Source organism: Jiella soli (genome assembly GCF_020615385.1).
Lineage (GTDB): Bacteria > Pseudomonadota > Alphaproteobacteria > Rhizobiales > Rhizobiaceae > VKMB-3413.
In genome coordinates, this window is the sequence record NZ_JAJAVB010000002.1 from 521,739 (window position 1) to 548,265 (window position 26,527).

The following is a 26,527-nucleotide window of genomic DNA, read 5'->3' on the forward strand; positions in this document are numbered from 1 at the left end:
GCACGAGCGGCCGGCGAACCCGGCCGCGTTCGTCAGAAGACCTTCCCCCGAGCGGTCACCGGCCAGAGGGTCTCGACCGTTTCTCCGCGCACAACGACGAACCAGTCATGGAGATTGCAGGTCGGGTCGCAATGGCCGGGGACGAGCTTGATCCGCTCGTTGATCGAAACTTCCCCGCCGTCGACCGCAAGGACGCCGTGCTCGTCGGAAGCGCCGTCGTAGCGCAGGCCCTTCCGGTCGAAGACACGCGGCAGGCCGCTGTCGACGGCAAGCGCCTTCAGGCCCGCGTCGCAGACGGCGCGATCGCGCACTGGAACGCTCATGACGGAGGTGAGGACGAAGAGCGCGTTCTCGAACCCGCCGACCCTTCCGCCGTCTTCCGCCCGGATCCGTTCGTAGTCTGCGTCCATGAAGACGTAGGAGCCGCATTGCAGCTCGTTGTAGACGCCCGAACGCGCCTCGAAGGGGAAGCTGCCCGTCCCGGCACCGCCGACGATGTCGCAGTCGAGGCCCGCATCCTTGAGGAGCGAGATTGTTTGCGCCGTAACGTCTGCCGCTGCGGCGATCGCTGCGGCCCTTTCGGCCGGATCGGCAATGTGCTGGGCAGGTCCGTGATAGGCCTGCAGACCGCCAAACCGAAGACCCTCCGCCCCGTCGATCACCCGCGCGAGCTGCACGGCCGGCGCGCCGGGAAGGGTCCCGCAGCGGCGGGCGCCGCAGTCGATCTCGACCAGAGCCTCGATCGTCACGCCGTGCCGTTGCGCCGCCCTTGAAAGCGGCGCGACATTTTCAGGATCGTCGACGCAGACGATGATGCGGGCCCGCGCGGCGAGCCGGGCCAGCCGGTCGATCTTGACCGGATCGCGGACTTCATTGGTAACCAGGATATCGGAGATGCCGGCGCGCACCAGCGCCTCGGCTTCCGAGACCTTCTGGCAACATATTCCGCAGGCCCCGCCGCGCTCGATCTGCAGCCGCGCGATGTCGGCCGATTTGTGCGTCTTGGCATGGGCCCGCAGCCGCATTCCGCTGGCCTCGGCATGACTGCGCATCCGGGCAAGATTGCGCTCGAAGGCATCGAGATCGACGACAAGCGCCGGCGTCTGCACTTCGCGGAGGGCCATGCCGGGCAGCGCCGGCACGTCGTAACCCACTTCGAGGCCCGACCAATCATGCATTTTTCGCTTTCCCCTTCGCCATGGCGTATGCCCCTCTCTCGCACGATCTGTAGCACCATCGACGGCCGGGGATCACCTCCGGCGCCCGGTTGCCGCTCCCACCAAGCTTCGACACGTTGAGCCGGGATCCGGCGGAGGAACAGGCGCTTGCGGGTCGTGACGGCCGCCTTCCGTTTTGCGGTATTCCGCCTTCCGCATATATCGTGATACTCCTTCGCACGTCGCGACGAGGCCTGGCACCACCATCGACGCGGCGGCGGGAGGAGCATTTGATCGATTCGCTGGCGGAAACGCCCGTGCCACACCGTTCCCAAGCTGCACCGGCCGAAGCGCGGTCCCCCGCCGAATCGGGGCCGCTCGCCCGCCTGCAGGCCACTGTCGAGGCCGGACTGATAGGCCGCACGCGGCTCGTCGAGCGCCTGATGATCGCACTCCTGACGGGCGGCCATCTTCTCGTCGAAGGACCGCCGGGTCTTGCCAAGACGCGCGCGGTCAAGCTTCTGTCCAGCGGTCTCGAAGCCTCCTTCTCCCGCATCCAGTGCACGCCCGACCTGATGCCCGCCGACCTGACGGGCACGCAGGTCTTCAGGCCCGAGGCCGGACGATTCGAGTTCGTCGCAGGGCCGCTCTTCCACTCGCTGGTCCTCGTCGACGAGATCAACCGCGCCCCGCCGAAGGTCCAGTCGGCTCTCCTCGAAGCGATGGCCGAGGCGCAGGTGACCGCCGGCGGCGTCACCTATCCGCTGCCGAGCCCCTTCATGGTCGTCGCGACTCAGAATTCGATCGAGCACGAAGGCACGTTCCCCCTGCCGGAAGCCCAGCTCGACCGCTTCCTGATGCATGTCCTCGTCGAACTGCCGGACGCGCGGTCGGAACTTGAAATCCTCGACCTCGTCGAGCGGGAAGACGCCGGCGAAAGCCCGGCCCGGCCCGACCCGATCTCGACCGGCGCGATCCTGAATGCGCGGCGCGAGGTTGCCGCGATCCATCTTGCCCCGGCGCTGAAGGACTACATCGTCCGGCTGGTCATGGCGACGCGCGAGGCGGAGGCAATCCCCGGGGTGAGCGGCCGGATCGAACATGCCGTCTCGCCGCGCGGCACGCTGGCCCTTGCCGCAGCGGCCCGCGCCCGCGCCTTTCTCGCCGGCCGCGACTACGCCGTTCCGGAAGACGTCTCGGAGCTCGCGCCGGATATCCTCGCTCATCGCGTCATCCCGACCTGGCGGGCAAGCGCCGAGGGCGTGACCGGCCGCGCGCTCGTCCAATCGCTGATCGAGCACGTCGAACCGCTATGATGCCTGCGGCCGCTTTAGAGCCGGGCGAAGGAGGAATCGCGGTCGACGCCGCGCATCTCTTTCACCTGCGCCACATCCTGCGCAGCGGACCCGAGCGGTCCGTGCGGGCGATCGGACGAGCCGGCGGCTTCGCCGGCAAGAAGCGCGGCAACGGGCTCGAGATCGTGGATGTCAGGCTGTTTTCTGAGGGCGACGACATCCGCCATGTCGACGCGGCGGCAACCGCGCGGACCGCGAAGACGCATGTGCGCACCTTCCGCGAGGAGCGCGACCGGGCGACGCTTCTGATTGCCGACTTCCGCACCCAGATGTTCTTCGGGACGAGGCGGCGACTGCGCTCGGTCGCCGCGGCGGGCGCGCTGGCTTTGGCCGGCTGGCGCGCGATCGAAACCGGCGGGCGCGTCGGTCTTCTCTCGGCCTTCGCCGGGCGGACCGAATTCCTGCCGCCGCGGGCGCGCGAACGGGCGATGGCCGGCATCGCCGGCGCGCTGGAGAGCGCCCATGCCGAGGCAGCCGGCATGCTCGCGGCTGGTAACGACCTTGCCGAACCCGGCCTTGCCGACATTCTCGACCAGGCGCTGGCCCGCGCGCTTCCAGGCACCTCGCTTGTCCTCGCAAGCGGCCTCGACGATGCCGGTGAGGATTTCTTCCGCCTCGCCGAAACCGCCGGAAAGCGCTTCGACCTCACGATTCTTCTCGTGAAGGACCGGTTCGAGACGGATCCGCCGCCGGGAGCCTACCCCTACCGGGCGATCGGCGACGGCCGGGCGGGCCCAATGCGCTGGGCGCTGCTGCGCAAGAGCCCGGGCGTCGCCAAGCGACGGGAAGAAACCCCTGTCGACGCGCGCGTCGAGCGCCTGGCGAACGGCAGGGTCGCCGTGCGCGTCCTTGCCGCCGATTGCGACTATGAGGTCATGGCGGCGAGCCTCGTCGGAGGCGTCGATGGCCGCTGATGCCGATTTCATCGAGAAGCTGCGCCCGATCCGGCTTCCGGCCGGTTTCGAGGCCTTCGACCTTCACGGCGCGCTCGCGGTCTTCGCGCTCGCCCTTCTGGCCGGTCTCCTGCTTTCCCTCTTCGCGCGCCTTGTGACGGCGCCGCGTCCCTCCCGGCGCCGCGAGGCCGAACGCGCAATCGCCGAAGCCCGCACGCTCGCCCGCGAGGAGAGGCTTCTCGCCCAGTCGCGTCTCGTCCTGCGGCTGAAGGAAGATGACGGCCGGCGGATCAGGAACCGCGGCTCGGTGCGCCGGCATCTCGACGAGTTGAAGCTCAAGATCGACGCTGAGCTCTACCGGCCAGATCCGGCCCTCGATCCCGACGCTCTCGACCGGGCCATCCTCGACGCGCTTGCGGCGCGAAGGTAGACGATGCCCGATTTCGCCCTGCCGCTTGCCTTCCTCCTCCTGCCGCTGCCGCTCCTCGCAATGCGCCTCCTGCCCGGGCGCGAAGCCGTCACAGGAGCGCTGCTCCTGCCGGCCAGCATCCGGCGAACCCTGCCGGACGGCGCCGAGAACGGCGTGCGGGTCCGCGTGCGGCGTGCCGTCCCGGCGCTCCTGTGGATAGCGCTGGTCACCGCCCTCGCCGGGCCGCAAAGCGTCGAGACGGTAGAGGCCCTGCCCGTCTCGGGCCGCGATCTCGTCATCGCCCTCGATCTGTCAGGCAGTATGGAGCGTGAGGATTTCACGCTCGACGGCGCGACCGTCTCCCGGCTGGAGGCGGTCAAATCGGTCGCCAAGCGCTTCGTCGCGGAGCGGGCGGGCGACCGCGTCGGGCTCGTGATCTTCGCCGAGAACGCCTATGTCGCCGCGCCGCTCACCTTCGACGTCGCCGCCGTCGCGCGCACCATAGACGAGGCGACGATCGGCCTTTCCGGGCGCTCGACGGCGATTGCCGGAGGGCTGGGCGTCGCGCTCAAGCGGCTAGACGGATCCACGGCGCGTTCGAGGGTCGTCATCCTGTTGTCCGACGGCGCGGACACTTCCGGCACCGTCATCCCCGAAGACGTCGCCCATCTCGCAAGGCAGATCGGCGTCACCGTCTATACGATCGCCCTCGGCCCGGCCGATCTGGAGAGCCAGCCGGAGACGCGCGACGCCGTCGACACCAAGACGCTGCGGGCGATCGCCGAGACGAGCGGCGGCGAAAGCTTCCGGGTGCGCGACACGGCCGACCTGGAAGCCGTCACCGCGGCGATCGACCGCCTGCAGGCAAGCGGTCTCGCCAAGCCCCCGGCCTCCGTCCGCCAGGCGTTCTGGATCTATCCGGCCATGGTCGCCTTCGCCTGCGCACTCTTCCTCGTGGTCAGCCGGAGGGCATTGTGATGGGCGATCCGGACCTGATGGGGCTGGGCGCGAGCGTCCTTTTGCGTCCCTGGTGGCTCGCGGCACTTCCCGCCGTCCTGATCCTCGCCATTCTCGCGCTGCGACGGGCCCGCGGGCTCGGCGCCTGGGAGCAGGCGGTCGACCCCGTCCTGATGCGGGCGATGGAGGACTTCGGCCGCGTCGTGCCCGGCCGCGGACGGCGTCTTCTCCTGCCGGCCACCATCGCGGCGATCCTCGCCCTCGCCCTGTCCGGACCGGCGCGGCGGATCGCCGATCCCGAGACCTTCCGCAATCTCGACGGCATCGTCCTCGCCATCGACCTCTCGCGCTCGATCGTCGAAGGCGGCGGGCTCGCCGACGCGCAGGCCGCCGCCCAGCTGGTACTGCAGCGGGCCGGCGGGCGGCCGGTGGCGATGATCGTCTATGCGGGCGAAGCCTATGTGGCGAGCGCCTTTACCAGCGACGCTGCTGCGCTCTCGCCCCTGCTCGCGGTGCTGGATGCCGGCATCGTGCCCAATCCCGGCACGCGAACCGACCGGGCGCTGGCGCTCGCGGACCGCATCTTCACCGAGGCGAAGGTGCTGAAGGGCGACGTCGTTCTCGTCACCGATGGCGACAATCTCTCCCCGGACGCCTTCGGCACGGCAGACACGCTCGGCAAGCGCGGCATCCGCGTCGACGCTTTCCTCGTCGAGCCCTCCTCAGGGAACGGCGATACGCCGCCCCCCGACGCGGCGGCGCTGCGACGTCTGACGCAGGAGGGCGGCGGCAGCTTCGGCGAGGCGCGCGAGCCGTTCCAGCTCGCCGAGACGATCTCACGGCGGGCCGCGAGCGAGCTTGCACGGGGCGACACCGCCGCGCTCCTCTTCTCCGATCTCGGACGCTACCTGCTGCTGCCCGCCCTCTTTCCCGCGCTGCTTCTGTTCAGAAGGGCGAATTAAGATGCGGTTTGCGCTTCCGATCCTATGCATCCTCGCCGCAGGTCTCGCAGCACTCGCGGCGAGGCCGGCGGCCTTCGGCAAGCTCGCGCTCGTCGCCGGCATGCCCGACCTCGCCGCACCGCTTCTCGGCGATAGCCATGCGCGCGGCGTCGCGCTTTTCGAGGCGGGCCACTACGGCGAAGCCGACAAGGCGTTTGCGGCGGCCGGCCGGCTTGCGACCTACGACCGGGCGATGTCGCTTGCCGGGCTCGGAGACTATGCCGGCTCGGTCGCCTATTTCGATGCCGTTCTCTTTGCCGATCCCGCCGACGCCGACGCCCGCTACAACCGCGAGCTTGTCGCCACGAAGGTGAAACCGGTCATCGGCGAGTCCAACTCGATCGACGGTATTCCTGCGACCGCCCCCTCCGACGGCCCGTCGCAGTCAGCCGCCACCAAGCGCGACATTCTCAAGCAGTTGACGCTCGCCGAGCAGCGCGGCGTCATGGATCCGCGGGTCAAGCGGATGACGGCGGCCACGACGGGATGGCTAGCGACACTGGAGGACGAGCCGGCACTCTATCTGAAGCGCCGCATCAAGGCCGAATACGAGCGCCGGCAGGACCTCGGCCTCGCCAATCCGCCGGAGGACACGGCATGGTAGCGTTTCTCGTTCGCCTCATGGTCGCGCTCTGCCTCGCAGGCGGGCTGCGGAGCGTGGCGGTCGCGGCGCCCACGGGCGAGCTGGCGCTGAACGTCACGATCAAGGCCGACAGTCCGGAGCCCTATGTCGGCGAGATGATCCTCGCCACTCTGCGCGGAAACTACGACGCCTTCATCACGCTGGAGCATTTCGAGGGCATCGAACTGCCCAACTTCACCTGGATCCAGCTTGGCCGCGACGTCTGGTCGAAGGACCGGGTCGGCGGGCGGGAGGTGACGACGGTCGAGCGCCGACTGGCCCTCTATCCACGCAAGGAAGGCCGGCTGTCCATCGGTCCGTTCCGTCACGTCCTCACCGTCGACGACGGCAAGGGCAAGCGCTCGGCCACCACCGTCGTCTCGAACCGGGTCGATGTCACCATCCGGCCGAAGCCGCTGACCAATGGGGGGTGGTGGCTGCCGGCGCGTCGGCTCACGGTCGACGACCATTTCGATATGGATACGGCCCATCTCGAAAACGGCGCAACTGCGACCCGGACCGTCACGCTGACCGTCGAGGGTCAGACCGCCGACGCATTGCCGCCGCCGCCCGAGATGCGGGCGCCCTGGCTGATCTCCTTCATCGCCCCAGAGGTCCGCGAGACGAAAGTCACCCGCGAAGGGCCGGTGGGCAAGGTGACGTGGCAATGGCGCATGCGCCCGTCAATGTCCGAACCGGGTGAACTCGCCGCCTTCCACATTCCCTGGTTCGACACGACCAGCCGTCAGGTGCGCGACGCGGTGCTGAAGTCGCACCGGATCGCCTATGCAGCGATCGCAGAGCCGGCGTCTTCCTTCAGCCCCGTCGCGATCTCGGCATGGCTGCTTCCGCTCTGTCTGGGACTGTTCCTGCCGGTCGCGGCGACCCTCACCGGACGCCGGCCGCTTCCGGCTGCCACGATCCTCGCCCGCATCCGCCTGGCGCTGCCACAGCGCGAGACATTCGCCATGCGCTGGGCCATTATCCGAAACGACGCGAAGGCTTATCGGCGCGCCGCGGCGCGGCGGCTTGCCTCGCGTGGGCTCGCTCCGGAGGCCCATCTTGCTCCCCTCGACACCGCGCTCTTTCGCGGTGGGCTAGAGAAGGCTCTGGACCTGCGGGCGCTTCACCGATCGCTGCGCCGGACCAGCGTCGGCTGGCGCGGAGACGTCCGGCCGAAGTGACGGCCGGCCGGTTCGGCAGAGCGGCGCGGAAGGCGGAGATCCTCAGGCGATCGCGGCCGGCCGGCGTTGGCGCTCCCGCCCGGCGGCATCGTCCTCGGATCGATCGTCGTCGCCGCGCTCCGTCGTCCCGGCTCCATCCTCCAGCGCGGCGAGCCGCGCTTCGACCGCCGCCTTCACCTCGGCAACGGCGGCCTGCTTGACCGGACCGTAGCCGCGCATGTCCATGGGCGCGGCTGCGATCGCGACGAGCTCGGCCTCCGGCACCTCGCCAAGCCGTGCGAGGAGCTGGTCGACGACTCCCTCGTACCAGCCGACCAGCGCGCGCTCCATCCGGCGCTCCTCGGTATAGCCGAAGGGATCGAAGGGGGTCCCGCGCAGCCGCTTCATCGGGGCCAGCATTCGAAACGCACCGATCATCCACGGACCGAAACGTTTCTTCAGCGGCCGGCCGCCGGCATCCGTCGCCCCGTTCAGCATCGGCGGGGCGAGGTGGAAGTTCAGCCGGTAGTCGCCGGTGAACCGCCGGGCGATGTCGGCGTGAAAGGCCGGATCCGTGTGGAGACGCGCCACCTCGTACTCGTCCTTGTAGGCCATCAGCTTGAACAGCGAGCGGGCCACCGCCTCGGCCAGCGCCTCCCCGCCCCGCCCCGAAGACGCCTGGCGCACCCGGTCGACGGCGGCGCGGAAGCGCCGCGCATAGGCCGCGTCCTGATAGGCGGTGAGGAACGCCTCGCGCCGGGAAACGAGCTGGTCGAGCGTCTCGACCTCGGGCTCCGGATCGCCGCCGGCGGAGCGCAGGAGCGCGGCAAGGCCGTCCGGGTCGGCGCGGGCGAGACGGCCGATCGCGAAGGCCTCGCGGTTCTTCTCGATGGCCACCCCGTTCAGCGTGATGGCGCGATCGAGCGCGGCAAGGCCGACCGGCACGAGCCCGCCCTGCCAGGCAAAGCCCAGCATCATGACATTGGCGAAGACGGCGTCGCCGAGCAGCGTTTCGGCCGCCGCGTTCGCGTCGAAGCTCGCGACGTTCTTCGGACCCGCGACGCGCTCGATCGCCTTCAGCCGGCGGCGGGCCTGCAGGTCGGCATCGCGCAGGCGGACGATGTCCCCGGTCGGCATTTCGGCCATGTTGACCGCCGCCTTCATGCCCGCGCGATAGGTATTGGAGGCCTTCGGCGAGGAGGAGACGACGATGTCGCAGCCGATCAGCGCGTCCGCCGAACCCTCGTCGATCCGCACCTGATTGATCGCCTCGGGACGATCGGCGAGGCGCAGATAGCTGAGGACCGGGCCGAACTTCTGGGCAAAGCCGGTGAAGTCGAGCACCGAGGCGCCCTTACCCTCGAGATGCGCGGCCATGGCGATCAGCGCGCCGACGGTGATGACGCCGGTGCCGCCGACGCCGGTGACGAGGAGATCGAAGGGCTTGGCGAGCGACGGCAGGACCGGATGCGGCAACGCGCCTGCCTTCGCCTCGGCATCGGTCTCGACCCGCTCGGGCCGCCGCCGCTCGCCGCCCTCGACGGTGACGAAGCTCGGGCAGAAGCCGTCGAGACAGGAGAAGTCCTTGTTGCAGTTCGACAGGCTGATCCGCCGCTTGGTGCCGAAGGGCGTCGGCTTGGGCTCCACGCTGAGGCAGTTGGAGGTCTTCGAGCAGTCGCCGCAGCCCTCGCAGACGAGGTCGTTGATCACGGCGAAGCGCTTGGGATCCTCCATCGTGCCGCGCTTGCGGCGGCGGCGCTTCTCGGTGGCGCAGGTCTGTTCGTAGATGAGAACCGTGACGCCCAAGATGTCGCGGAGTTCGCGCTGCACGGCGTCGAGTTCGGACCGGTGGTGGATGGTCGTGCCCGCCGGCAGATCGGGCGCGGCGAACTTTTCCGGCGTGTCGGAGACGAGCGCGACACGCGCGACGCCCTCGGCCCGCACCATATGCGCGATGGCATGCACGCTGATCGGCCCATCCACCGGCTGGCCGCCAGTCATGGCGACGGCGTCGTTGAACAGGATCTTGTAGGTGATGTTGGCCTTCGCGGCGACCGCCTGCCGGATCGCCATCGAGCCGGAATGGTAGTAGGTGCCCTCGCCGAGATTCTGGAAGACGTGGCGGTTGCCGGTGAAGCGGCTGGAGGCCGCCCAATTGACACCCTCGCCGCCCATCTGGATCAGCGATGTCGTATCGCGGTCCATCCAGCTCGCCATGAAATGGCAGCCGATGCCGGCGAGCGCCTGGCTGCCCTCCGGCACCCGGGTCGAGGAATTGTGCGGGCAGCCCGAGCAAAAATACGGCGTGCGCGTCGCGCCCGGCACCTGGATCGTCCGGTCGGCCGCGCCTGCGAGGGACGCGGCACGCTTGGGAAGGCCGAGTTCCGGGATGAAGCGGTCGAGGCGGCGGGCGACGAGCGGCGCCAGCATCCGCGGCGAGAGCTCACCGGTCCACGGCACCAGCCGCTCGCCGTCCTCGTCGCGCTTTCCGACCATGCGCTGCGGCTTCTCGCCGGGAAAATCGTAGAAATATTCCTTGAACTGGCTCTCGATGATGCCGCGCTTCTCCTCGACGACGAGAACCTCCTCCTTGCCCCGCACGAAGCGGAGCGCGGCGCCGCGGGCGAGCGGCCAGACTAGGCCGACCTTGTAGATGTCGATGCCGAGCCGGCGGCATTCTGCTTCATCCAGCCCGATGAGCCGCAGCGCCTCCAGGAGATCGAGATGGCCCTTGCCGGTGGTCACGATCCCGTAGCGCGCATCCTTGATGTCGTAGATCGCCCGGTCGATCGGATTGGCCTCGGCAAATGCGAAGACGGCCGCCTTCTTGTCGACGAGCCGCTCCTCGATCTGCGGCCCCGGCAGGTCCGGCCAGCGATAGTGGAGCCCCGAGGGCGGCGGGGTGTAGTCCGGCCGGGCGAAGCGGCGCGGCGGGCAAAGCTCCAGCGATGCCGCCGCCTCCACCGTTTCCGAGACCGCCTTGAAGCCGACCCACATGCCGGAGAAGCGCGACAGCGCGTAGCCATATTCGGCGAAGCTCAGATATTCGGCGATCGAGGCCGGGTTCAGCGTCGGCATGAACCAGGCCATGAAGGCGACGTCCGACTGATGCGGCATCGACGAGGACACGCAGCCATGGTCGTCGCCGGCGACGACGAGGACGCCGCCATGCGGCGACGAACCGTAGGCGTTGCCGTGCTTGAGGGCGTCACCGGCGCGGTCGACGCCCGGGCCCTTGCCGTACCAGAGGCCGAACACGCCCTCGACGGTCCGGTTCGGATCGCTCTCGACCTGCTGCGTTCCGAGGATGGCGGTGGCGGCGAGATCCTCGTTGACGGCCGGAAGGAATTCGATCCGGTGCTCGTCAAGAAGCGACTTCACTCGCCAGGCTTCGAGATCGACGCCGCCAAGCGGCGAGCCGCGATAGCCGGAGACGAAGCCGGCCGTGTCGAGCCCGGCTTCCCGGTCTCGCCGCGCCTGGTCGAGGACGGCGCGCATGAGCGCCTGCGTGCCGGTCAGATAGACCCGCCCCGTCTGCCGCGCATAGCGGTCCTCCAGGCGGTAGTCGGCGTCAAACAGGCCGGCGGCTTCGCTCGGGGCTGCGGCGATGGCTGACATGGTGGTCCTCCCAGTGCGATGGCGGTCTGGAACAATTCTAGTCGGATCGGCCGGCAGAACCTGCCGGAATGGCTTGATCCGGGCCTCGCTTATGGGAGATCCTGCCGATCGACGCCGTCCGGCTGAAAGGATCTGCCATGACCTCGCTCACCGATGCCGACCGTCGCATCCTGCGGCTGCTGCAGGCAGACGCTCGTCGCTCCAATCAGGAACTCGCCGATCTCGCCAATCTGTCGGCCTCGGCCTGCTGGCGGCGGGTCCGCTCGCTGGAGGAGGCGGGGATCATCAGGCGCTATGCGGCGATCGTCGATGCCGAGCGGGCCGGATTTCAGTTCAGCGCCATCGTCCATGTGACGCTGACGCGGCACGAGGCCTCGCATGTCGACGCCTTCATCTCCCGGATCGCCGACCGGCCGGAGGTGCTGGAATGTCTTTCGACGACCGGAGACGCGGACTATCACCTGAAGGTCGTCTGTGCCGACAAGGACGCCTACAACCGCTTCCTCGAACAGTTCCTGTTCAAGCTACCCGGCATCGCCCATGTCCGAACCAACCTCGTCCTGAAGGAGATCAAGTTCACCACCGCCCTGCCCTTCGACGGCAGCTGACGTCGGCAGCTCCGTCGGCGAGCGCGTTGGATGTCGGGTCCAACTGAGAGCGGAGCGTCCTAGCTCTGGCTGCTCTCGGCGCCCGGCACCAGATCGTCGCGCAGCCCGGCGAGCGCCGTGCGGGTGGCGAAGTCGGCATAGTCCTGCCGGCTGAGGCCCCGGTCCGGGCGGAACCAGGTGAACACCCAGTTGAGCATGCCGAGAAGGCTCATGCTGACCGCCGTCAGCCGTGCCCGGTCGGTCGAAAGCCGGGGCTCGAGGGCGATTAGCGCATCCTGGAACCGGGTCAGAATCGCCCGCTCCACCAGCCGAATCCGCTTCGCATCCGCCTCGGGGAGCGCGTCGAGCGAACCGAGCTGCAGGCGATGCAGATCGTCGGCATCCTCGTAGAGTTCGAGCAACCGGCGCGACAGCGCCCGGAGGCGCGCCTCGCCGCACAGTCCCGCCTCGGCCTTGGCGAGGCTGGCGTCGATGTCCTGCAGATGCTCGTGCAGGATGTCGAAGATCAGGGCGTTGCGGTCCTTGTAGTAGTGGTAGAGCAACGCCTTGGAGATGCCGCAGGCTTCGGCGATGCGAGCCATGGACGCGCGGCCGTTCTCCCATGACAGGATCTCCGCCGCCGCGCGGTGGATCGCCTGCCGCTTGTCGTCGTAGTCGCTCGCCCGCGGACGCGCCATGGCCCGTCTCAGCCTGCCTTAAGAAGCCGCAGCAAGTCCGCCGACGGCTCGCGGGTGAGCGCCCGGGCGAGGCCCGACCGGCCGAGAGACCGGGCGGCGTGCATCGGCCCGCCCCGCCAGCGCGGGAAGCCATAGCCGTGGATCTCGACGAGATCGATCTCGCCCGGCTCGCCGGCGATGCCCTCGGCGATGATCGCCGCGCCTTCCTCGGCCATGCCGGCGACCAGCCGCTCGGCGATATCCGCCGGGTCACCCGCCGTATCGGACGCATCGACGCCCGCCTGCCGCAACAGCGCGTCGACGGCCTCCGACGGTTTCGGCCGGCGGTCGCCCTCGGCATAATCGTACCATCCGCCGCCGCTCTTCTGGCCGAGGCGCCCGGCGCGCACGAGGTGATCGCCGAGCGTCTCCGGCACACTCTCGCCCGCTGCCCGCGCCGCCTCGCGCTGGCGGAAGGCGATGTCGAGGCCGCCGAGATCCTGCGCCTCGAAGGGCCCCATCGCGAAGCCATAGCCGCGCATCGCGGCGTCCACCTCGGCGACCGGAACGCCCGTCCGCACGAGGCTCTCGGCCTCGGCGCGGTAGCGTTTCAGGATGCGGTTGCCGATGAAGCCTTCGCAGATGCCGCTCTTCACGCCGATCTTGCCGAGCCGGCCGATGAGGGCGGAGGCGGTCGCGAGCGCTTCCTCAGACGTCTCCGGCACAGGCACGATTTCGACGAGCTTCATTACCTGGGCCGGGCTGAAGAAGTGCAGGCCGACGAAGCGCGAGGCGTCCGCGAGCCCTGCGGCGATCTTGCGCGGGTCGAGATAGGAGGTGTTGGTCGCGAGGATCGTCTGCGGCCGCACCGCCTCGCCAAGCCGCGCGAAGACATCGCGCTTGACCGCGAGGTCCTCGAAGACCGCCTCGATGACGAGGTCGGCTTGCGCGAAGGCCGAGAAATCCGTCGTCACGATGAGACGCGAGAGCGTCCCCGCCTCGTCCGGGACGAGGCCGCGCTTTGCCGCCGCTGCGATCGCTGAGGCGATCCGCGCCCTTGCGGCCTCGGCCGCCTCCAGCGTCGTCTCGGCCAGCGTCACGGCGAGGCCGCGCTGCAGGCAGGCCGTGGCGATGCCGGCACCCATGGTCCCGCCGCCGACGACGCCGACATGACGCAGGTCGCGCGCTCCGCCCGACTTTCCGCTCTTTGCGGCCCGGCGCTCGGCGAAGAAGACATGGCGCAGCGCCGCCGCCTGCGGCGCGTCCCTGAGACGCTCGAAGGCGGCCCGTTCGACACGCCGCGCCGCCTCGAAGGGCGTCCCGCATGATTGCCGGAGAACGTCGAGCGCGACCAGCGGCGCCTCCGCGCCGCGCGCCTTGCGGCGGACGTCGGTCTCCTGCTCTGCCCAGAAGTCCGGTCCGGGATCTGCCGGCGCGTCGCGCTGCGACAGCGGCGTCGGAAGGCGGCCTGCCGCAAGCTCCTCGGCAAAGGCGATCGCCGCCTCGCGAAGATCGAAGGAAACCACCCGGTCGACGAGGCCGAGCGCCTGCGCCGTCTCGGCCGAGACGGGCTTGCCCCCGGTGATCAGCGGTACGGCTTCAGCGAGAGGCGTAACGCGCACCGTCCGCACCACGCCGCCCGATCCCGGAATGACGCCGAGGGTCACCTCCGGAAAGCCGATCCGCGTGCCCGCGAGCGCGATCCGGCCATGGCAGCCGAGCGCCATCTCCAGCCCGCCGCCGAGCGCATTGCCGTGCAGCGCCGCGACCACCGGGAAGGGCAGTGCCTCGACGATTTCCGCCACCTCGTAGATCGCCGGCGGCTCCGCCGTCTGCCCGAATTCGCGCACGTCCGCGCCGGCCATGAAGGTGCGCCCTGCGCAAAGAAGGACGGCCGCGCGCGGCGGATCGGCCTTCAGCGCGGCGAAGGCCTCGGCGAGGCCGCTGCGCACGGCGTGGCCGAGCGCATTCACCGGCGGGTTGTCGACGATGATCAGCGCGATGTCGCCGGTCCGCTCGGTCGCGACGAGGGTCATGTCAGGCTCCCAGATAGGCTTCGCGGATCGCCGGGTCCGCGATGAGGTCCGCGGCGGAGCCGGACATCGCGATGCGCCCGGTCTCCATGACATAGCCGCGATCGACGATGGTGAGCGCCGCATAGGCGTTCTGCTCGACGAGAAGAACGGTGACGCCGCGCTCGCGCAGCGTCGTGATGGTCGAAAGGATCTGGTCCACCAGCACCGGCGCGAGGCCCATGGAGGGCTCGTCGAGCAGGATCAGCCGCGGCCGGCCCATCATCGCGCGGCCGATCGCCAGCATCTGCTGCTGGCCACCGGAAAGGCCGCCGGCCTGAAGATGACGCTTGTCCTTCAGGATCGGGAACAGCGCATACACGGCGTCACGATCCTCGCCGAGATCGGCACCGCGGCGGTGATAGGCGCCGAGGTCGAGGTTCTCCTCCACCGTGTGGTCGAGGAAGATCTGCCGACCCTCCGGCGAGTGCGCGATGCCGAGCGCGGCGCGCGCATGATCCGGCCTGGCGGTGAGGTCCGCGCCGGCAAAGCGGATCGTCCCGGCCGTGACCGGCTGGACGCCTGAGATACAGCGCATCAGTGAGGATTTGCCGGCGCCGTTCGCCCCGACGATGGTGACGATCTCGCCCTCACTGATCGAAAGGTCGATGCCGTGCAGCACCTCGACCGGGCCGTAGGCGGTCTTGAGGCCCTTGATCTCAAGAAGCATGGGCCGCCCTCGCCTCCGCCGCGCCATGAGCCCCGAGATAGGCCTCGATCACCCGCGGGTTCTCGCGGATATCCTCCGGCCGGCCCTCGGCGATCTTCCGGCCCTGGTCGAGGACGACGATGTGCGAGGAGATGCGCATGACCATCCGCATGTCGTGTTCGATGAGGACCACGGCGGCACCCTCGGCGGCGATCTCCTGGACGAGGTCGTCGATCTCGCGGGTTTCCACCGCGTTGCAGCCGGCGGCCGGCTCGTCGAGCAGCAGGATGCGGCAGTCCATCACCAGCGCGCGGGCGATCTCGAGACGCTTCAACTGGCCGTAGGAGAGTTCCGAGGCGAGCCGGCCGGCGCGATCGCCGAGCCCGACGCGCTTCAGCGCGGCGCGGGAGGCCTCGCGGCTCTTGTCCGTCTCGCGCCGGCTGGACGGCAGGCCGAGAAGATCGGCGAGAAAGTTCGGGCGCTCCTTGAGATGGCGGCCGGCCATCACGTTGTCCTCGGCCGTCATCTGCGGGAAGACCTGCAGGTTCTGGAAGGTCCGCGCCATGCCCCGCTCGGCGAGGCGATGCGGCGGCAGGCCGGTGACATCCGTTCCGTCGATCGTCGCGCGGCCGGTATCGGCCGGATAGATGCCGCTGATCAGGTTGAACAGCGTCGTCTTGCCCGCGCCGTTCGGCCCGATGATCGAGGTCACTTCGCCCCCGGCGGCCTCGAACCCGACGCCGTCGACGGCCCGCAGCCCGCCGAAGGAGATGCCGAAATTCTCGATCGCGAGAACGCTCATTTGCGCCTCCGCAGGACGTCCGCGATCGCGGGCACGAGGCCGCGCCGCATCAGGATCATGGTCAGGACCATCACCGCGCCGAGGACGAGGTTCTCGTATTCGGCAAAGACCGTGAGGACCTGCGGCAGCGCCGTGAGGATCAGCGAACCGACGATGGCGCCGTAGACGGACCCGGCTCCGCCGAGCACCGCCATGGTCACCATTTCCACCGAATGCATGAAGCCGGCCGTATCCGGCGAGATATAGCCGTTGGCGAGCGCCAGCAGGGCGCCCGCGACGGCCGCATAGACCGCGGAGGTCACGAAGGCGGCGGACTTCGCCTTGGCCACGTCCACTCCCAGCGAGGCGGCCGCGACATCGCTGTCGTGGACCGCCTTCAGCGCCCGCCCCCAGGGGCTGTTGCCGAGATTGACGGCCAGAACCGCGCCGACCACCATGACGAGGCCGGTGAACCAGTACCAGGCTTCGGCCGTGTTCACCTTCAGCCCGACGAAGCGGAAGAGGTCGCGTGGATTGAAGCCGGAGACCACCATGCCGTCGGGCCCGCCGGTAAGCCAGGCTTCCTTCGACAGCACCATCCAGATCAGCATGCCGAGCCCGAGCGTCGCGATGGCGAGATAATAGCCGGACAGCCGCAGGATCGGCCGGCCGACGAGAAGCGCCAGGAGACCGGCGAGGACCGCGCCCGACAGCGCGGCCAGGAGCGAGGGAATGCCGTAGCCGGGCAGGATCGCCGCCGCATAGGCGCCGATGGCGAAGAAGCCGGCATGGCCGAGGCTGACCAGCCCGACATAGCCGAGCAGGACGACGATCCCGGTGACCGAGATGGCGTTGATGAAGACCAGCGAGCCGACCCGGTAGTAATAGCTCGACGGAAACACCAGCGCGCCGAGGACGACGAGCGCGGCGGTGATGACGAGGGCCCTGAGCGTCGGTCCCATCACACGCGCTCCGTGATCCGGCGGCCGAACAGGCCCTGCGGCATGAAGAACAGCACTGCGAGAATGACGATGAAGGCGGCCGCGTCCTTGTAGTCGGAGCTGATATAGCCCGCCGTCAGCGCCTCGATGAGGCCGATCGCGAAGCCGCCGACGAGCGCCCCGAGCGGCGATCCGACGCCGCCGAGCATGGTCGCCGAAAAGCCCTTCAGCGCGATCAGGACGCCGGCATCGTAGCTGGTGAATGTCACCGGCGTCGCGATGACGCCGGCGAGCGCGCCGACCGCCGCCGAAAGGGCGAAGGAGAGGTTCATCGCGCGCGACGTGTTGACGCCGACGAGCTTTGCCGCCAGCCGGTTGGAGGCGGTCGCGCGCACCCCGCGGCCGGCGCGTGTTCCCCCGAAGAACCAGGCGAGCACGAGGAAGACGAGGACGCTGCCGCCGACGATCCAAAGGCTCTGCGGCAGAAGCGTCGCGCCGAGAACCTGCAACGCCTCGTCGCCGGAAAAGCCGGGATAGCGGTGGATCTGCTTGTCGAAGACGAACTGCACGGCGCCGCGCAGGAAGATCGACGCGCCGATGGTGATGATGATCAGCGAGACGAGCGGCGCCTGCCGCGCCGGCTCGATCGCCACCTTATATAGGAGCACGCCGACGAGCGTGCCGACGAGGACGGCGACGGGTGCCGCGATGAAGACGGGAACGCCGGCGGCGATCAGGGCGGCCGTCGTCATTCCGCCGATCACCACGAATTCGCCTTGGGCGAAGTTCACGACGCCGGAGGCGTTGTAGATGATGGTGAAGCCGAGTGCGACGGCGGCGTAGATCGCGCCGACCGTCACACCCGAGAACAGGAACTGCAGAAGTTCTGCCAAGATCGACTCTACTTCACCGGGACGAACTTGCCGTCGCGGATCTCCAGCATGCGGAAGGCCGCAAGGTCGAGGCCGAGATGATCGTCCGGCGACATGGTGTAGACACCGGTGACGCCGGCATAGCCGCTGGTCGCTTCGAGGCCGTCGCGAATAGCCGAAGGCTCGTACGAACCTTTCGCCTCGATCGCTCCCTTGACCAGGTTGAAGGCGTCATAGGCATAGCCGCCGAAGGTCGACGGCGCCTCGCCATAGGCCTTCTTGTAGCTGGAGATGTAGTCGTTCACCGGCCCGCGCTGCGGATCGTCCTCGGCCATCTGGTCCGGGATGAGCAGCGCCGTGGCGGGCAGGCGCACGCCTTCGGCCGCCTTGCCGGCAAGCTCGATGAAGCTCTGCGAGGCAACACCGTGGCTCTGGTAGAAGGGCAGCGTCAGCCCGAGCTGCTGGAAGTTGCGCGTCACCACTGCCGGACCCTGGCCGAAGCCGGGATTGACGACCGCTTCGATGCCGGCGGTGTTGGCGATGTTGGTCAGCTGCGGCGTCATGTCCGCGTCGTTCGGGCCGTAGGTCTCGTCCGCAACGATCTCGACGCCGGCGTCCTTGGCGACGTCGAGGCACTGTTCGCGCATCGACTTGCCGAAGCCGTCGGTGCCCGAGATCAGCCCGACCTTGGCGAGGCCGCGATCGGTGATGTCCTTGAAGATCTTCTCGCAGGCCATCCGGTCGGTGTGCGGCGTCTTGAAGACGTATTCCTTGACCGGATCGATGATCACCACGGCGCCGGCGAGCGAGACGAACGGGATCTCCGCGTCCTGGAACAGCGGCACCATCGCCATGGTCGCTCCGGTGGAGGTGCCGCCGATCACTGCGTCGACCTCGTCCTCCTCGATCAGCCGAGTCGCGAAGGTGCGCGCCTTGTTGGGATCGCCGCCGTCGTCATAGATGACGAGTTCGATCTTCTCGCCGTTGATCCCGCCCTTGGCGTTCAAATCGTCGACGAGCATCTTCAGCGTCTTCGCCTCCGGTTCCCCGAGAAAGGCAGCCGGCCCCGTCTCGGCGAGCGTCGCGCCGATCTTGATCTGCGCGAGGGCGGGTGTCGAAAAGGCAATCGCGAGCGCGGATGCGCCGATGCCGAGCTTGGCAAGCGTCATGAATCTCCTCCCAAAACATCACCGATCGGAATTTCTCATCCGAATTTCGTGATGCTTTATTCATTGACCAGACGGTCGGCTTATGCAACACATTTTTCGAGGGAGGAGGCCAAAACTGTGATGCGTTCGGCCTTCGAAACGGAATAAGGCCGAGTCCGACATGAGTGAAGAGCCTCTTCTGCGGGAGACGTCCGAGGGCGTGCTGACGCTGACGCTGAACCGCCCCGACAAGCTCAACGCCTTCACGCCCGACATGCACAGGGCGCTCCACGTAGCGCTCGGCGATGCGGCCGAGGATGCGGCGATCCGCGCGGTGCTTCTCACCGGCGCCGGCCGCGGCTTCTGCGCCGGCCAGGACCTCGGCGACCGCAATCCGGACGCGGCGGACGGACCGCCGGACCTCGGCGAGACGATCGAGACTTTCTACAATCCGCTGATCCGCGCGATCCGCTCCCTGGCGAAACCGGTCGTGTGCGCCGTCAACGGTGTCGCTGCCGGCGCCGGCGCCAACATCGCCCTCGCCTGCGACATCGTCCTCGCCGCCGAGGGCGCGAAATTCGTCCAGTCCTTCTCGAAGCTCGGCCTCGTGCCCGATTCCGGCGGCACCTGGATGCTCGCCCGCCTGATCGGCGAGGCGCGCGCCAAGGCGCTGTTCCTGACGGCCGAGCCGATCACCGCATCGCAGGCCGCCGAATGGGGCCTCATCTGGCGCGCCGTGCCGGACGCCGAGCTGATGGTCGAGGCACGGCAGCTCGCCGAGAAGCTCGCCGCCGGCCCGACCTTCGGCCTCGGCCTCATCAAGCAGGCGGTGCATGCCTCCGCCGACCAGTCGCTCGATGCGAGCCTCGATCTCGAGCGGGACCTGCAGCGCCGCGCCGGCCGCAGCGCCGACTATGCCGAGGGCGTCCGGGCCTTCCTGCAGAGGCGCAAGCCGACCTATTCGGGGGTCGAATAATGGACTCGCCGAACGCCACACTCCCTGACCAGGAACGGGCCGAACGCTCGGCCGCCGCGATGTGGGCGAACGACCGCGCGAGCCAGGGCCTCGGCATGGACCTCGCCGCCGTCGGACCGGGCACGGCGACCCTGACCATGCGGGTGCGCGAGGACATGCTGAACGGGCTGTCGACCTGCCATGGCGGCTTCATCTTCACGCTGGCCGACAGCGCCTTCGCCTTCGCCTGCAACAGCTACAAAGAACGCGTCGTCGCCCAGCACTGCTCGGTCACCTTCCACGCCGCGGCTCTCGAGGGCGACCTCCTGACGGCCGTCGCCCGCGAAGTGACCCGGTCCGGCCGCTCCGGCCTCTACGACATCGCCGTTACCCGCGAGGACGGGACGCTGATCGCGAGTTTCAGGGGCCATTCGCGCATGGTCAAGGGCTCGCACTACGAGGATGCCTGAACGCTTCGGCGTTCCATCGGGAGGATTTCATGCTGACACGCAATCACGATCATGCGCCGCTCGACGCCATCGAGACCGCCTCGCGCGACGAGATCACGGCTCTTCAGACCGAGCGCATGCGCCGGACGCTCGGCCACGCCTATGCGAACTCGTCCTTCTATCGCGCGCAGTTCGACGCGGCGGGCGTTCATCCGGACGACTTCCGCACCCTTAACGACCTGTCGAAGTTCCCGTTCACGGTGAAGCAGGACCTTCGCGACAACTATCCCTTCGGCATGTTCGCCGTGCCGCGGGAGGAGATCGCGCGGCTGCACGCCTCTTCCGGCACCACCGGCAAGCCGACCGTCGTCGCCTATACGAAGAACGACATCGACATGTGGGCGCAATGCGTCGCGCGCTCGATCCGCGCGGCGGGCGGGCGGCCGGGGGACATCGTCCATGTCGCCTATGGCTACGGCCTCTTCACCGGCGGCCTCGGCGCGCATTACGGCGCCGAGAAGCTCGGCTGTACCGTGGTGCCCGTCTCCGGCGGCATGACCGAGCGCCAGATCATGCTGATCGAGGACTTCAAGCCGCGCGTCATCATGGTGACGCCCTCCTACATGCTCTCGATCCTCGACAGCTACCGCAAGGCCGGGCTCGATCCGCGCGCCTCCTCGCTGAAGGTCGGCATTTTCGGGGCCGAGCCCTGGACCAACGCCATGCGCACCGAGATCGAGGAAGCCTTCGACATGGATGCGGTCGACATCTTCGGCCTGTCGGAGGTGATCGGCCCGGGCGTCGCGCAGGAGTGCGTCGAGACCAAGGACGGCCTGCATATCTGGGAAGACCACTTCTACCCGGAGGTGATCGACCCCGCGACCGGCGAGGTCCTGCCCGAGGGCGAGGAAGGCGAGCTCGTCTTCACCTCCCTCACCAAGGAAGCCTTCCCGATCATCCGCTACCGCACCCGCGACCTCACCCGGCTCCTGCCAGGCACGGCCCGCTCGATGCGGCGCATGGAGAAGGTCACCGGCCGCTCGGACGACATGATCATCCTGCGCGGCGTCAATGTCTTTCCGACCCAGATCGAGGAGCAGATCCTCAAATGCGCGGCGCTCGCCCCGCATTACGAGATCGTGCTGTCGCGCCAGGGCCGCATGGACACGATGACCGTGCGCTGCGAATGCAAGGGCGACGCCGAGGCCGGCGCTCGCGACAGCGCGGCACGCGAGCTCGTCCACCACGTCAAGAGCGTCATCGGCGTCTCGACCCTGGTGGAAATCGTCGAGACCGGAAGCATCGCCCGCTCCGAGGGCAAGGCCAAGCGCGTGCGCGACGAGCGTCCGGCCCGCTGACCGCCGCGCGATTGCAGTGCGGGAGAACGCGGACTATGGCCGGGGGGAGCGTCCAACAGGTTCCCCCATGCCCGAAGCTTCCGGCGTCATCGACACCATCCTCGACACCTTTCCCGTCCGCGCCGGCGCCTTCATCGTCACGCTCTACGGCGATGTCGTCGCGCCGCGCGGCGGCGAGGTCTGGATGGGCAACATCATCGACACCTGCGCCACCATGCGCATTACCGAGACCCGCGTGCGGACCGCGGTCTCCCGCCTCGTTGCAGCCGACCAGATCATGGGCGAGCGGGTTGGCCGCAAGAGCTACTACCGGCTGACGCCCGCCGCCGAGGCCGCCTTTTCCTCAGCCGCCAGGCTGATCTACCGCCGGCCGCGGTCCCGGCCGCTGAAGGGCTGGCACCTCGTCGCCCTGCCGCAGGGCCCCGAGCGGGACGCTCTGGTATCCAGGCTGACGGCACTGCGCTTCGGCCTGCCCCAGCCGCATCTGGCCATCCTGCCGGATCGCGGCGAGGATCTGCCGCCGCTTGGCGCGCCGCATTTCCAGGCGGTGACGACAGACGATCTCACGGTTCTCCTGCGCAACGCCTGGCCGCTCGCCGAGATCTCCGCCCGCATCGGCCAGTTCGTGGAAGGCTTCTCGCCCCTCGCCGGCCGCCGGACCACACCCGCCGAGGCGCTCGGCCTTCGGCTCCTTCTCGTGCACACCTTCCGCCAGATCGCGCTCACCGATCCCGACCTGCCCGAGGACCTCCTGCCCGAGGACTGGCGGGGCGCGGAAGCGCGAGCGCTCTTTGCGCATCTCTATCTCGAACTCTCGCCCGCGGCGGATATGGCGATCGCGGACGGCTTCGTGAACTCGTCGGGGCCGCTAACGGCGGATCCGACGCGCCTTGCGCGGCGTATTGCCGACCTCTCCTACGCGTGACGCGTCCGCCGCGGGTTCATCCCGCAGCGCACACCAAACAGCCACCAAAAGCATCACATGAAAATCTTCACCACACTTGAAGTGTGATGCTTTCCATGCGATATCAGTCTGGCGCGCTCGGCTGGAATCGGCCGCGCGCCGGGAGGAATGCGCCGGAACTCCTCGGATCCGCCGATTACGGCGTCGCATCCGGGGCGCCCCATCGGGGAGCCGTCCGGACCGATACGCGTTTCTTCTCGAGGACGACCGGGTGGCCGACCCTCATGCAGTGCAGCATGGCTCGGGCAGGCCCGGTAATCAGGGAGAGATGCAGATGTACGCGCAACTCGTCGAATCCGGTGAAGCCGGCCAGTCGCCCGAGGAGATCGCCTTCCAGAAGCGGATCGATGCCGACATCCGGATCGAGCCGAAGGACTTCATGCCGGAGGGCTATCGCAAGACGCTGATCCGCCAGATCAGCCAGCACGCCCATTCCGAGATCGTCGGCCAGCTGCCCGAGGGCAACTGGATCACGCGCGCGCCGACCCTGCAGCGCAAGGCGATCCTGCTTGCCAAGGTGCAGGACGAGGCCGGACACGGTCTCTACCTCTATTGCGCGGCCGAGACCCTCGGCATCTCGCGCGACGAGATGACCGAGCAGCTTCTGGCCGGGAAGGCCAAATATTCCTCGATCTTCAACTATCCGACGCTGACCTGGGCCGATATCGGCGCGATCGGCTGGCTGGTCGACGGCGCCGCGATCATGAACCAGGTGCCGCTGCAGCGCTGCTCCTACGGCCCCTATTCGCGCGCGATGATCCGTATCTGCAAGGAGGAGTCCTTCCACCAGCGCCAGGGCTTCGACATCATGCGCGCGCTCTGTGAGGGATCGGACGAGCAGAAGGCGATGGCGCAGGACGCGCTGAACCGCTGGTGGTGGCCTTCGCTGATGATGTTCGGCCCCTCCGACAAGGATTCGGTGCATTCCGAGCAGTCGATGCGCTGGGGCATCAAGCAGAACACCAATGACGAGCTGCGCCAGAAATTCGTCGATCAGACCGTCCCGCAGGCCGAGTGGCTGGGCCTCACCGTTCCCGACGAGGCGCTTGCCTGGAACGAGGAGAAGGGCGGCTACGATTTCGGCGAGCCGGACTGGACCGAGTTCTTCGAGGTCATCAAGGGCAATGGCCCGTGCAACCGCGAAAGGCTGGCGGCGCGTCGCAAGGCCTGGGACGACGGCGCCTGGTTCCGCGACGGCCTGATGGCGCATGCCGAGAAACAGCGGCCGATGGCCGTCGCCGCCGAGTGACGGGCGGCCGAGAGAACAGCGGGCCACTAGAAAGCAGGAATGTGTCGATGAGCAAGGAATGGCCCCTCTGGGAAGTCTTCATCCGCGGCCAGCACGGGCTGTCGCACCGTCATGTCGGCAGCCTGCATGCGCCGGACGCGGAAATCGCGCTGCGCAGCGCCCGTGACGTCTATACGCGGCGCAACGAGGGCCTGAGCATCTGGGTGGTTCGTTCGGCGGAGATCACCGCCTCCTCGCCGGACGAGGCGGCCGAGCTGTTCGAACCGGCCGAGAGCAAGATCTACCGGCACCCGACCTTCTTCGACATCCCCAAGGACGTGGGGGCGATGTGATGGACGCGTTCGTCACCTTCGCGCTGAGGATGGGCGACAACAGCCTGATCCTGGCACAGCGCACCGCGGAATGGTGCGGCCATGCACCGGTGCTGGAGGAGGACATCGCCTTCGCCAATATGGGTCTCGACCTGATCGGCCAGGCGCAGCTCTGGTACGCTCTCGCCGGCGAGGCCGAGGGCAAGGGCCGCACGCCGGACGACATCGCCTTCCTGCGCACCGAACGCCAGTTCCTGAACTCCCTGCTGGTCGAGCAGCCGAATGTCGATTTCGGCCACGCCCTGATGCGGCAATATCTGTTCGACGCCTGGCACCTGCCCATGCTCGACGCGCTGACCGCTTCGACGCATGACGGCGTGAAGGCCCTGGCGGGTAAGGCGGTCAAGGAGGTGCGCTACCATCTCGAGCGGTCCCGCGACCTGGTGATTCGGCTCGGCGACGGCTCCGAGGAGAGCCACAGGCGCATGCAGGACGCGCTCGACGCGCTCTGGCCGTTCACCGCCGACCTTCTCGGCACCGACGCGGTCGATGAGGAGCTTGCGGAAAAGGGCGTGCTGCCGGATACAGCGGCGATCGAGAGCGCCTTCAGGGCCGAGGCCGCCGCGACCATGGCCAGGGCGAATCTTACGCTTCCCGGTAGCGGGCTGTCGCGCACCGGCGGGCGCAACGGCGTCCACTCCGAACACATGGGCTACATCCTCGCGGAGATGCAGTACCTGCAGCGCGCCTATCCCGGCGTCGCCTGGTAGCCCGATGCAGCCATCCCTTGAAACGGTCCGCGACTGGCTCGGCGAGATCCCCGACCCGGAAATCCCGGCCATCTCCCTCGTCGATCTCGGCATCGTACGCGACGTCGCCTATGAGGACGAAACGCTGGTGGTGACGGTCACGCCGACCTATTCCGGCTGCCCCGCCACCCTCGTCATCGCGCTCGACATCGAGACCGAGCTGACCCGGCGCGGCGCCGGCAAGGTCAAGGTCCGCCAGCAGCTTTCGCCGGCCTGGACCACCGACTGGATCAGCGAAGCAGGCCGCGAGAAGCTCCACGCCTACGGCATCGCGCCGCCGGCGGTCGCCGCGGCGAGTTGCGCCGGCATGCTGTCGGCGCAGACGGCCGCCTGCCCGCATTGCGGCTCCCAAAACACCGAGGTGATCAGCGCCCGCGGCTCGACGCCCTGCAAGGCGCAGTTCCGCTGCCGCGAATGCCTCGAACCCTTCGACTACTTCAAGGCGATCTGAGATGGCCGATTTCTATCCCCTCACCGTCACCGACATCGCCCACGACACCCGCGACGCCGTCGTCCTGACGCTGGCGCCACGCCCCGAAGATGTCGGGCGCTTCCGCTTCACGCCGGGCCAGTACCTCACCTTCCGCCGCCGCTTCGACGGCGAGGAGCTGCGGCGCAGCTATTCGATCTGCGCGGCGCCGGGCGAGGGCGTCCTGAAGGTCGGCATCAAGCGGGTCGAGGGCGGCGCCTTCTCCAGCTACGCCAAATCCGGGCTCGCGGTCGGCGAGACGCTGGAGGCGATGCCGCCTGAGGGCCGCTTCGGCGCGCCCGAGGAAACCGCCGGGCGCCACTTCCTCGGCTTTGCCGCAGGCTCCGGGATCACCCCGATCCTCGCCATCGTCAAGTCGGTGCTCTCCGGCGATCCGGACGCGCGCTTCACCCTCGTCTACGGCAATCGCTCGGTCTCGCAGGTGATGTTCCGGCGCGAGCTCGGCGAGTTGAAGGACCGCTATCTCCACCGGCTCAACGTCGTCCACGTCTTTTCCGGCGAGGCGCAGGAGATCGAGCTCTTCTCCGGCCGCATCGATGCCGCCAAGTGCCGCGCTCTGTTCGGCAGATGGATTCGCCCGGAGGATGCCGAAATGGCGTTCATCTGCGGGCCAGAGGCCATGATGAAGGACGTCTCGGCCGCCCTTCAGGAAGCCGGCATGGCGAAGGAGAAGATCCGCTTCGAACTCTTCGGCAGCGCCCAGCCCGGCCGGGCGAAGCAGAAGGCGAAGGCGGATGCCGCGCGCGCCATCGGCAACATGGTCAAGGCGACGATCATCATCGACGGCGTGCCGCACAGCTTCGACATGCCGCGCGAGGGGCAGTCGGTGCTGGACGCGGCGCGCGAGCACGACATCGACGCGCCCTTCTCCTGCCACAACGGCGTCTGCTCGACCTGCATGGGCCGGGTGAAGTCCGGCGAGGTCGAGATGGCGCAGAACTACGCGCTGGAGGACTACGAGGTGGAGCGCGGCCTGGTGCTCACCTGCCAGTCCTATCCGGTCAGCGACGAAATCACGATCGAATACGAAGGACACTGAC

General features: G+C 68.5%; 26 protein-coding genes. 17 read left to right on the top strand and 9 right to left on the bottom strand.

What is annotated here, in order from left to right; genetic code table 11:
* Positions 1–32: 32 nt before the first annotated feature.
* A complete protein-coding gene (locus tag LH400_RS02780; protein WP_229151107.1) occupies positions 33–1,178 on the bottom strand; it encodes a DSD1 family PLP-dependent enzyme in 1,146 nt (381 codons plus the stop codon).
* Between the two features lie 296 nt (positions 1,179–1,474).
* Between LH400_RS02780 and LH400_RS02785 the strand changes: the two genes are divergently transcribed.
* From LH400_RS02785 to LH400_RS02815, 7 genes are read left to right on the top strand one after another with little or no spacing between them, the layout of a single operon-like run.
* Positions 1,475–2,473: an AAA family ATPase gene (locus LH400_RS02785; protein WP_370638314.1), complete on the top strand. Its 999-nt coding sequence runs from the start codon at positions 1,475–1,477 to the stop codon at positions 2,471–2,473.
* Complete coding sequence (locus tag LH400_RS02790; protein ID WP_229151108.1) at positions 2,470–3,426, top strand: DUF58 domain-containing protein; 957 nt, start codon at positions 2,470–2,472, stop codon at positions 3,424–3,426. The genes LH400_RS02785 and LH400_RS02790 overlap by 4 nt, the downstream gene beginning before the upstream one ends.
* Positions 3,416–3,835 (top strand): hypothetical protein, encoded by a 420-nt coding sequence (locus tag LH400_RS02795; protein ID WP_229151109.1) that lies wholly within the window; start codon positions 3,416–3,418, stop codon positions 3,833–3,835. The genes LH400_RS02790 and LH400_RS02795 overlap by 11 nt, the downstream gene beginning before the upstream one ends.
* Positions 3,836–3,838: 3 nt before the next feature.
* Entirely contained in the window at positions 3,839–4,792 is a 954-nt protein-coding gene (locus LH400_RS02800; RefSeq protein WP_229151110.1) for a VWA domain-containing protein, read from the top strand.
* Positions 4,792–5,733 carry a vWA domain-containing protein gene (locus LH400_RS02805; RefSeq protein WP_229151111.1) on the top strand — a complete coding sequence of 314 codons (942 nt, stop codon included), beginning with the start codon at positions 4,792–4,794 and terminating at the stop codon, positions 5,731–5,733. The genes LH400_RS02800 and LH400_RS02805 overlap by 1 nt, the downstream gene beginning before the upstream one ends.
* Before the next feature lies 1 nt (position 5,734).
* Positions 5,735–6,376: a tetratricopeptide repeat protein gene (locus tag LH400_RS02810; protein ID WP_229151112.1), complete on the top strand. Its 642-nt coding sequence runs from the start codon at positions 5,735–5,737 to the stop codon at positions 6,374–6,376.
* Positions 6,370–7,578: a hypothetical protein gene (locus LH400_RS02815; RefSeq protein WP_229151113.1), complete on the top strand. Its 1,209-nt coding sequence runs from the start codon at positions 6,370–6,372 to the stop codon at positions 7,576–7,578. The genes LH400_RS02810 and LH400_RS02815 overlap by 7 nt, the downstream gene beginning before the upstream one ends.
* A gap of 42 nt (positions 7,579–7,620) precedes the next feature.
* Here LH400_RS02815 and LH400_RS02820 read toward each other — a convergent pair whose 3' ends face one another.
* The gene (locus tag LH400_RS02820; RefSeq protein ID WP_229151114.1) at positions 7,621–11,175 is read right to left on the bottom strand and encodes an indolepyruvate ferredoxin oxidoreductase family protein; all 3,555 of its coding nucleotides are present in this window, start codon (positions 11,173–11,175) and stop codon (positions 7,621–7,623) included.
* Positions 11,176–11,312: 137 nt separating this feature from the next.
* Here LH400_RS02820 and LH400_RS02825 point away from each other — a divergent pair, with 137 nt between their 5' ends.
* Positions 11,313–11,783 (top strand): Lrp/AsnC family transcriptional regulator, encoded by a 471-nt coding sequence (locus LH400_RS02825; protein ID WP_229151115.1) that lies wholly within the window; start codon positions 11,313–11,315, stop codon positions 11,781–11,783.
* 59 nt (positions 11,784–11,842) lie between these two features.
* On the opposite strand, the gene LH400_RS02830 is transcribed toward LH400_RS02825, so the two are convergent.
* From LH400_RS02830 to LH400_RS02860, 7 genes are read right to left on the bottom strand one after another with little or no spacing between them, the layout of a single operon-like run.
* Positions 11,843–12,460 carry a TetR/AcrR family transcriptional regulator gene (locus tag LH400_RS02830; RefSeq protein WP_229151116.1) on the bottom strand — a complete coding sequence of 206 codons (618 nt, stop codon included), beginning with the start codon at positions 12,458–12,460 and terminating at the stop codon, positions 11,843–11,845.
* A gap of 8 nt (positions 12,461–12,468) precedes the next feature.
* On the bottom strand, positions 12,469–14,475 hold the full coding sequence (locus tag LH400_RS02835; protein ID WP_229151117.1) for a 3-hydroxyacyl-CoA dehydrogenase NAD-binding domain-containing protein: 2,007 nt from the start codon (positions 14,473–14,475) through the stop codon (positions 12,469–12,471).
* Position 14,476: 1 nt separating this feature from the next.
* Complete coding sequence (locus LH400_RS02840) at positions 14,477–15,181, bottom strand: ABC transporter ATP-binding protein (RefSeq protein WP_229151118.1); 705 nt, start codon at positions 15,179–15,181, stop codon at positions 14,477–14,479.
* Entirely contained in the window at positions 15,171–15,962 is a 792-nt protein-coding gene (locus LH400_RS02845) for an ABC transporter ATP-binding protein (protein ID WP_229151119.1), read from the bottom strand. Before LH400_RS02845 ends, LH400_RS02840 begins: the two co-directional genes overlap by 11 nt.
* Positions 15,959–16,903, bottom strand: a complete 945-nt coding sequence (locus LH400_RS02850; RefSeq protein ID WP_229151120.1) for a branched-chain amino acid ABC transporter permease — start codon at positions 16,901–16,903, stop codon at positions 15,959–15,961. The genes LH400_RS02845 and LH400_RS02850 overlap by 4 nt, the downstream gene beginning before the upstream one ends.
* The gene (locus LH400_RS02855) at positions 16,903–17,775 is read right to left on the bottom strand and encodes a branched-chain amino acid ABC transporter permease (protein ID WP_229151121.1); all 873 of its coding nucleotides are present in this window, start codon (positions 17,773–17,775) and stop codon (positions 16,903–16,905) included. Before LH400_RS02855 ends, LH400_RS02850 begins: the two co-directional genes overlap by 1 nt.
* An 8-nt stretch (positions 17,776–17,783) precedes the next feature.
* Positions 17,784–18,923, bottom strand: a complete 1,140-nt coding sequence (locus tag LH400_RS02860) for an ABC transporter substrate-binding protein (RefSeq protein ID WP_229151122.1) — start codon at positions 18,921–18,923, stop codon at positions 17,784–17,786.
* Positions 18,924–19,083: 160 nt separating this feature from the next.
* On the opposite strand from LH400_RS02860, the gene paaG reads away from it, so the two are divergent.
* From paaG to LH400_RS02905, 9 genes are all read left to right on the top strand, one after another.
* Positions 19,084–19,878 (top strand): 2-(1,2-epoxy-1,2-dihydrophenyl)acetyl-CoA isomerase PaaG, encoded by a 795-nt coding sequence (gene paaG, locus LH400_RS02865; RefSeq protein WP_229151123.1) that lies wholly within the window; start codon positions 19,084–19,086, stop codon positions 19,876–19,878.
* On the top strand, positions 19,878–20,327 hold the full coding sequence (paaI, locus tag LH400_RS02870) for a hydroxyphenylacetyl-CoA thioesterase PaaI (RefSeq protein ID WP_229151124.1): 450 nt from the start codon (positions 19,878–19,880) through the stop codon (positions 20,325–20,327). The genes paaG and paaI overlap by 1 nt, the downstream gene beginning before the upstream one ends.
* Positions 20,328–20,356: 29 nt before the next feature.
* Complete coding sequence (gene paaK, locus LH400_RS02875) at positions 20,357–21,664, top strand: phenylacetate--CoA ligase PaaK (protein ID WP_229151125.1); 1,308 nt, start codon at positions 20,357–20,359, stop codon at positions 21,662–21,664.
* A 67-nt stretch (positions 21,665–21,731) separates the two neighbouring features.
* Complete coding sequence (locus LH400_RS02880; protein WP_229151126.1) at positions 21,732–22,589, top strand: PaaX family transcriptional regulator; 858 nt, start codon at positions 21,732–21,734, stop codon at positions 22,587–22,589.
* A gap of 313 nt (positions 22,590–22,902) precedes the next feature.
* On the top strand, positions 22,903–23,877 hold the full coding sequence (gene paaA / locus LH400_RS02885) for a 1,2-phenylacetyl-CoA epoxidase subunit PaaA (protein ID WP_229151127.1): 975 nt from the start codon (positions 22,903–22,905) through the stop codon (positions 23,875–23,877).
* Positions 23,878–23,924: 47 nt separating this feature from the next.
* The gene (gene paaB, locus LH400_RS02890) at positions 23,925–24,209 is read left to right on the top strand and encodes a 1,2-phenylacetyl-CoA epoxidase subunit PaaB (RefSeq protein ID WP_229151128.1); all 285 of its coding nucleotides are present in this window, start codon (positions 23,925–23,927) and stop codon (positions 24,207–24,209) included.
* Entirely contained in the window at positions 24,209–24,958 is a 750-nt protein-coding gene (gene paaC, locus LH400_RS02895; RefSeq protein ID WP_229151129.1) for a 1,2-phenylacetyl-CoA epoxidase subunit PaaC, read from the top strand. The genes paaB and paaC overlap by 1 nt, the downstream gene beginning before the upstream one ends.
* A 4-nt stretch (positions 24,959–24,962) precedes the next feature.
* Positions 24,963–25,448, top strand: a complete 486-nt coding sequence (paaD, locus tag LH400_RS02900; RefSeq protein ID WP_229151130.1) for a 1,2-phenylacetyl-CoA epoxidase subunit PaaD — start codon at positions 24,963–24,965, stop codon at positions 25,446–25,448.
* 1 nt (position 25,449) lies between these two features.
* The gene (locus LH400_RS02905) at positions 25,450–26,526 is read left to right on the top strand and encodes a ferredoxin--NADP reductase (protein WP_229151131.1); all 1,077 of its coding nucleotides are present in this window, start codon (positions 25,450–25,452) and stop codon (positions 26,524–26,526) included.
* Position 26,527: the final 1 nt, after the last annotated feature.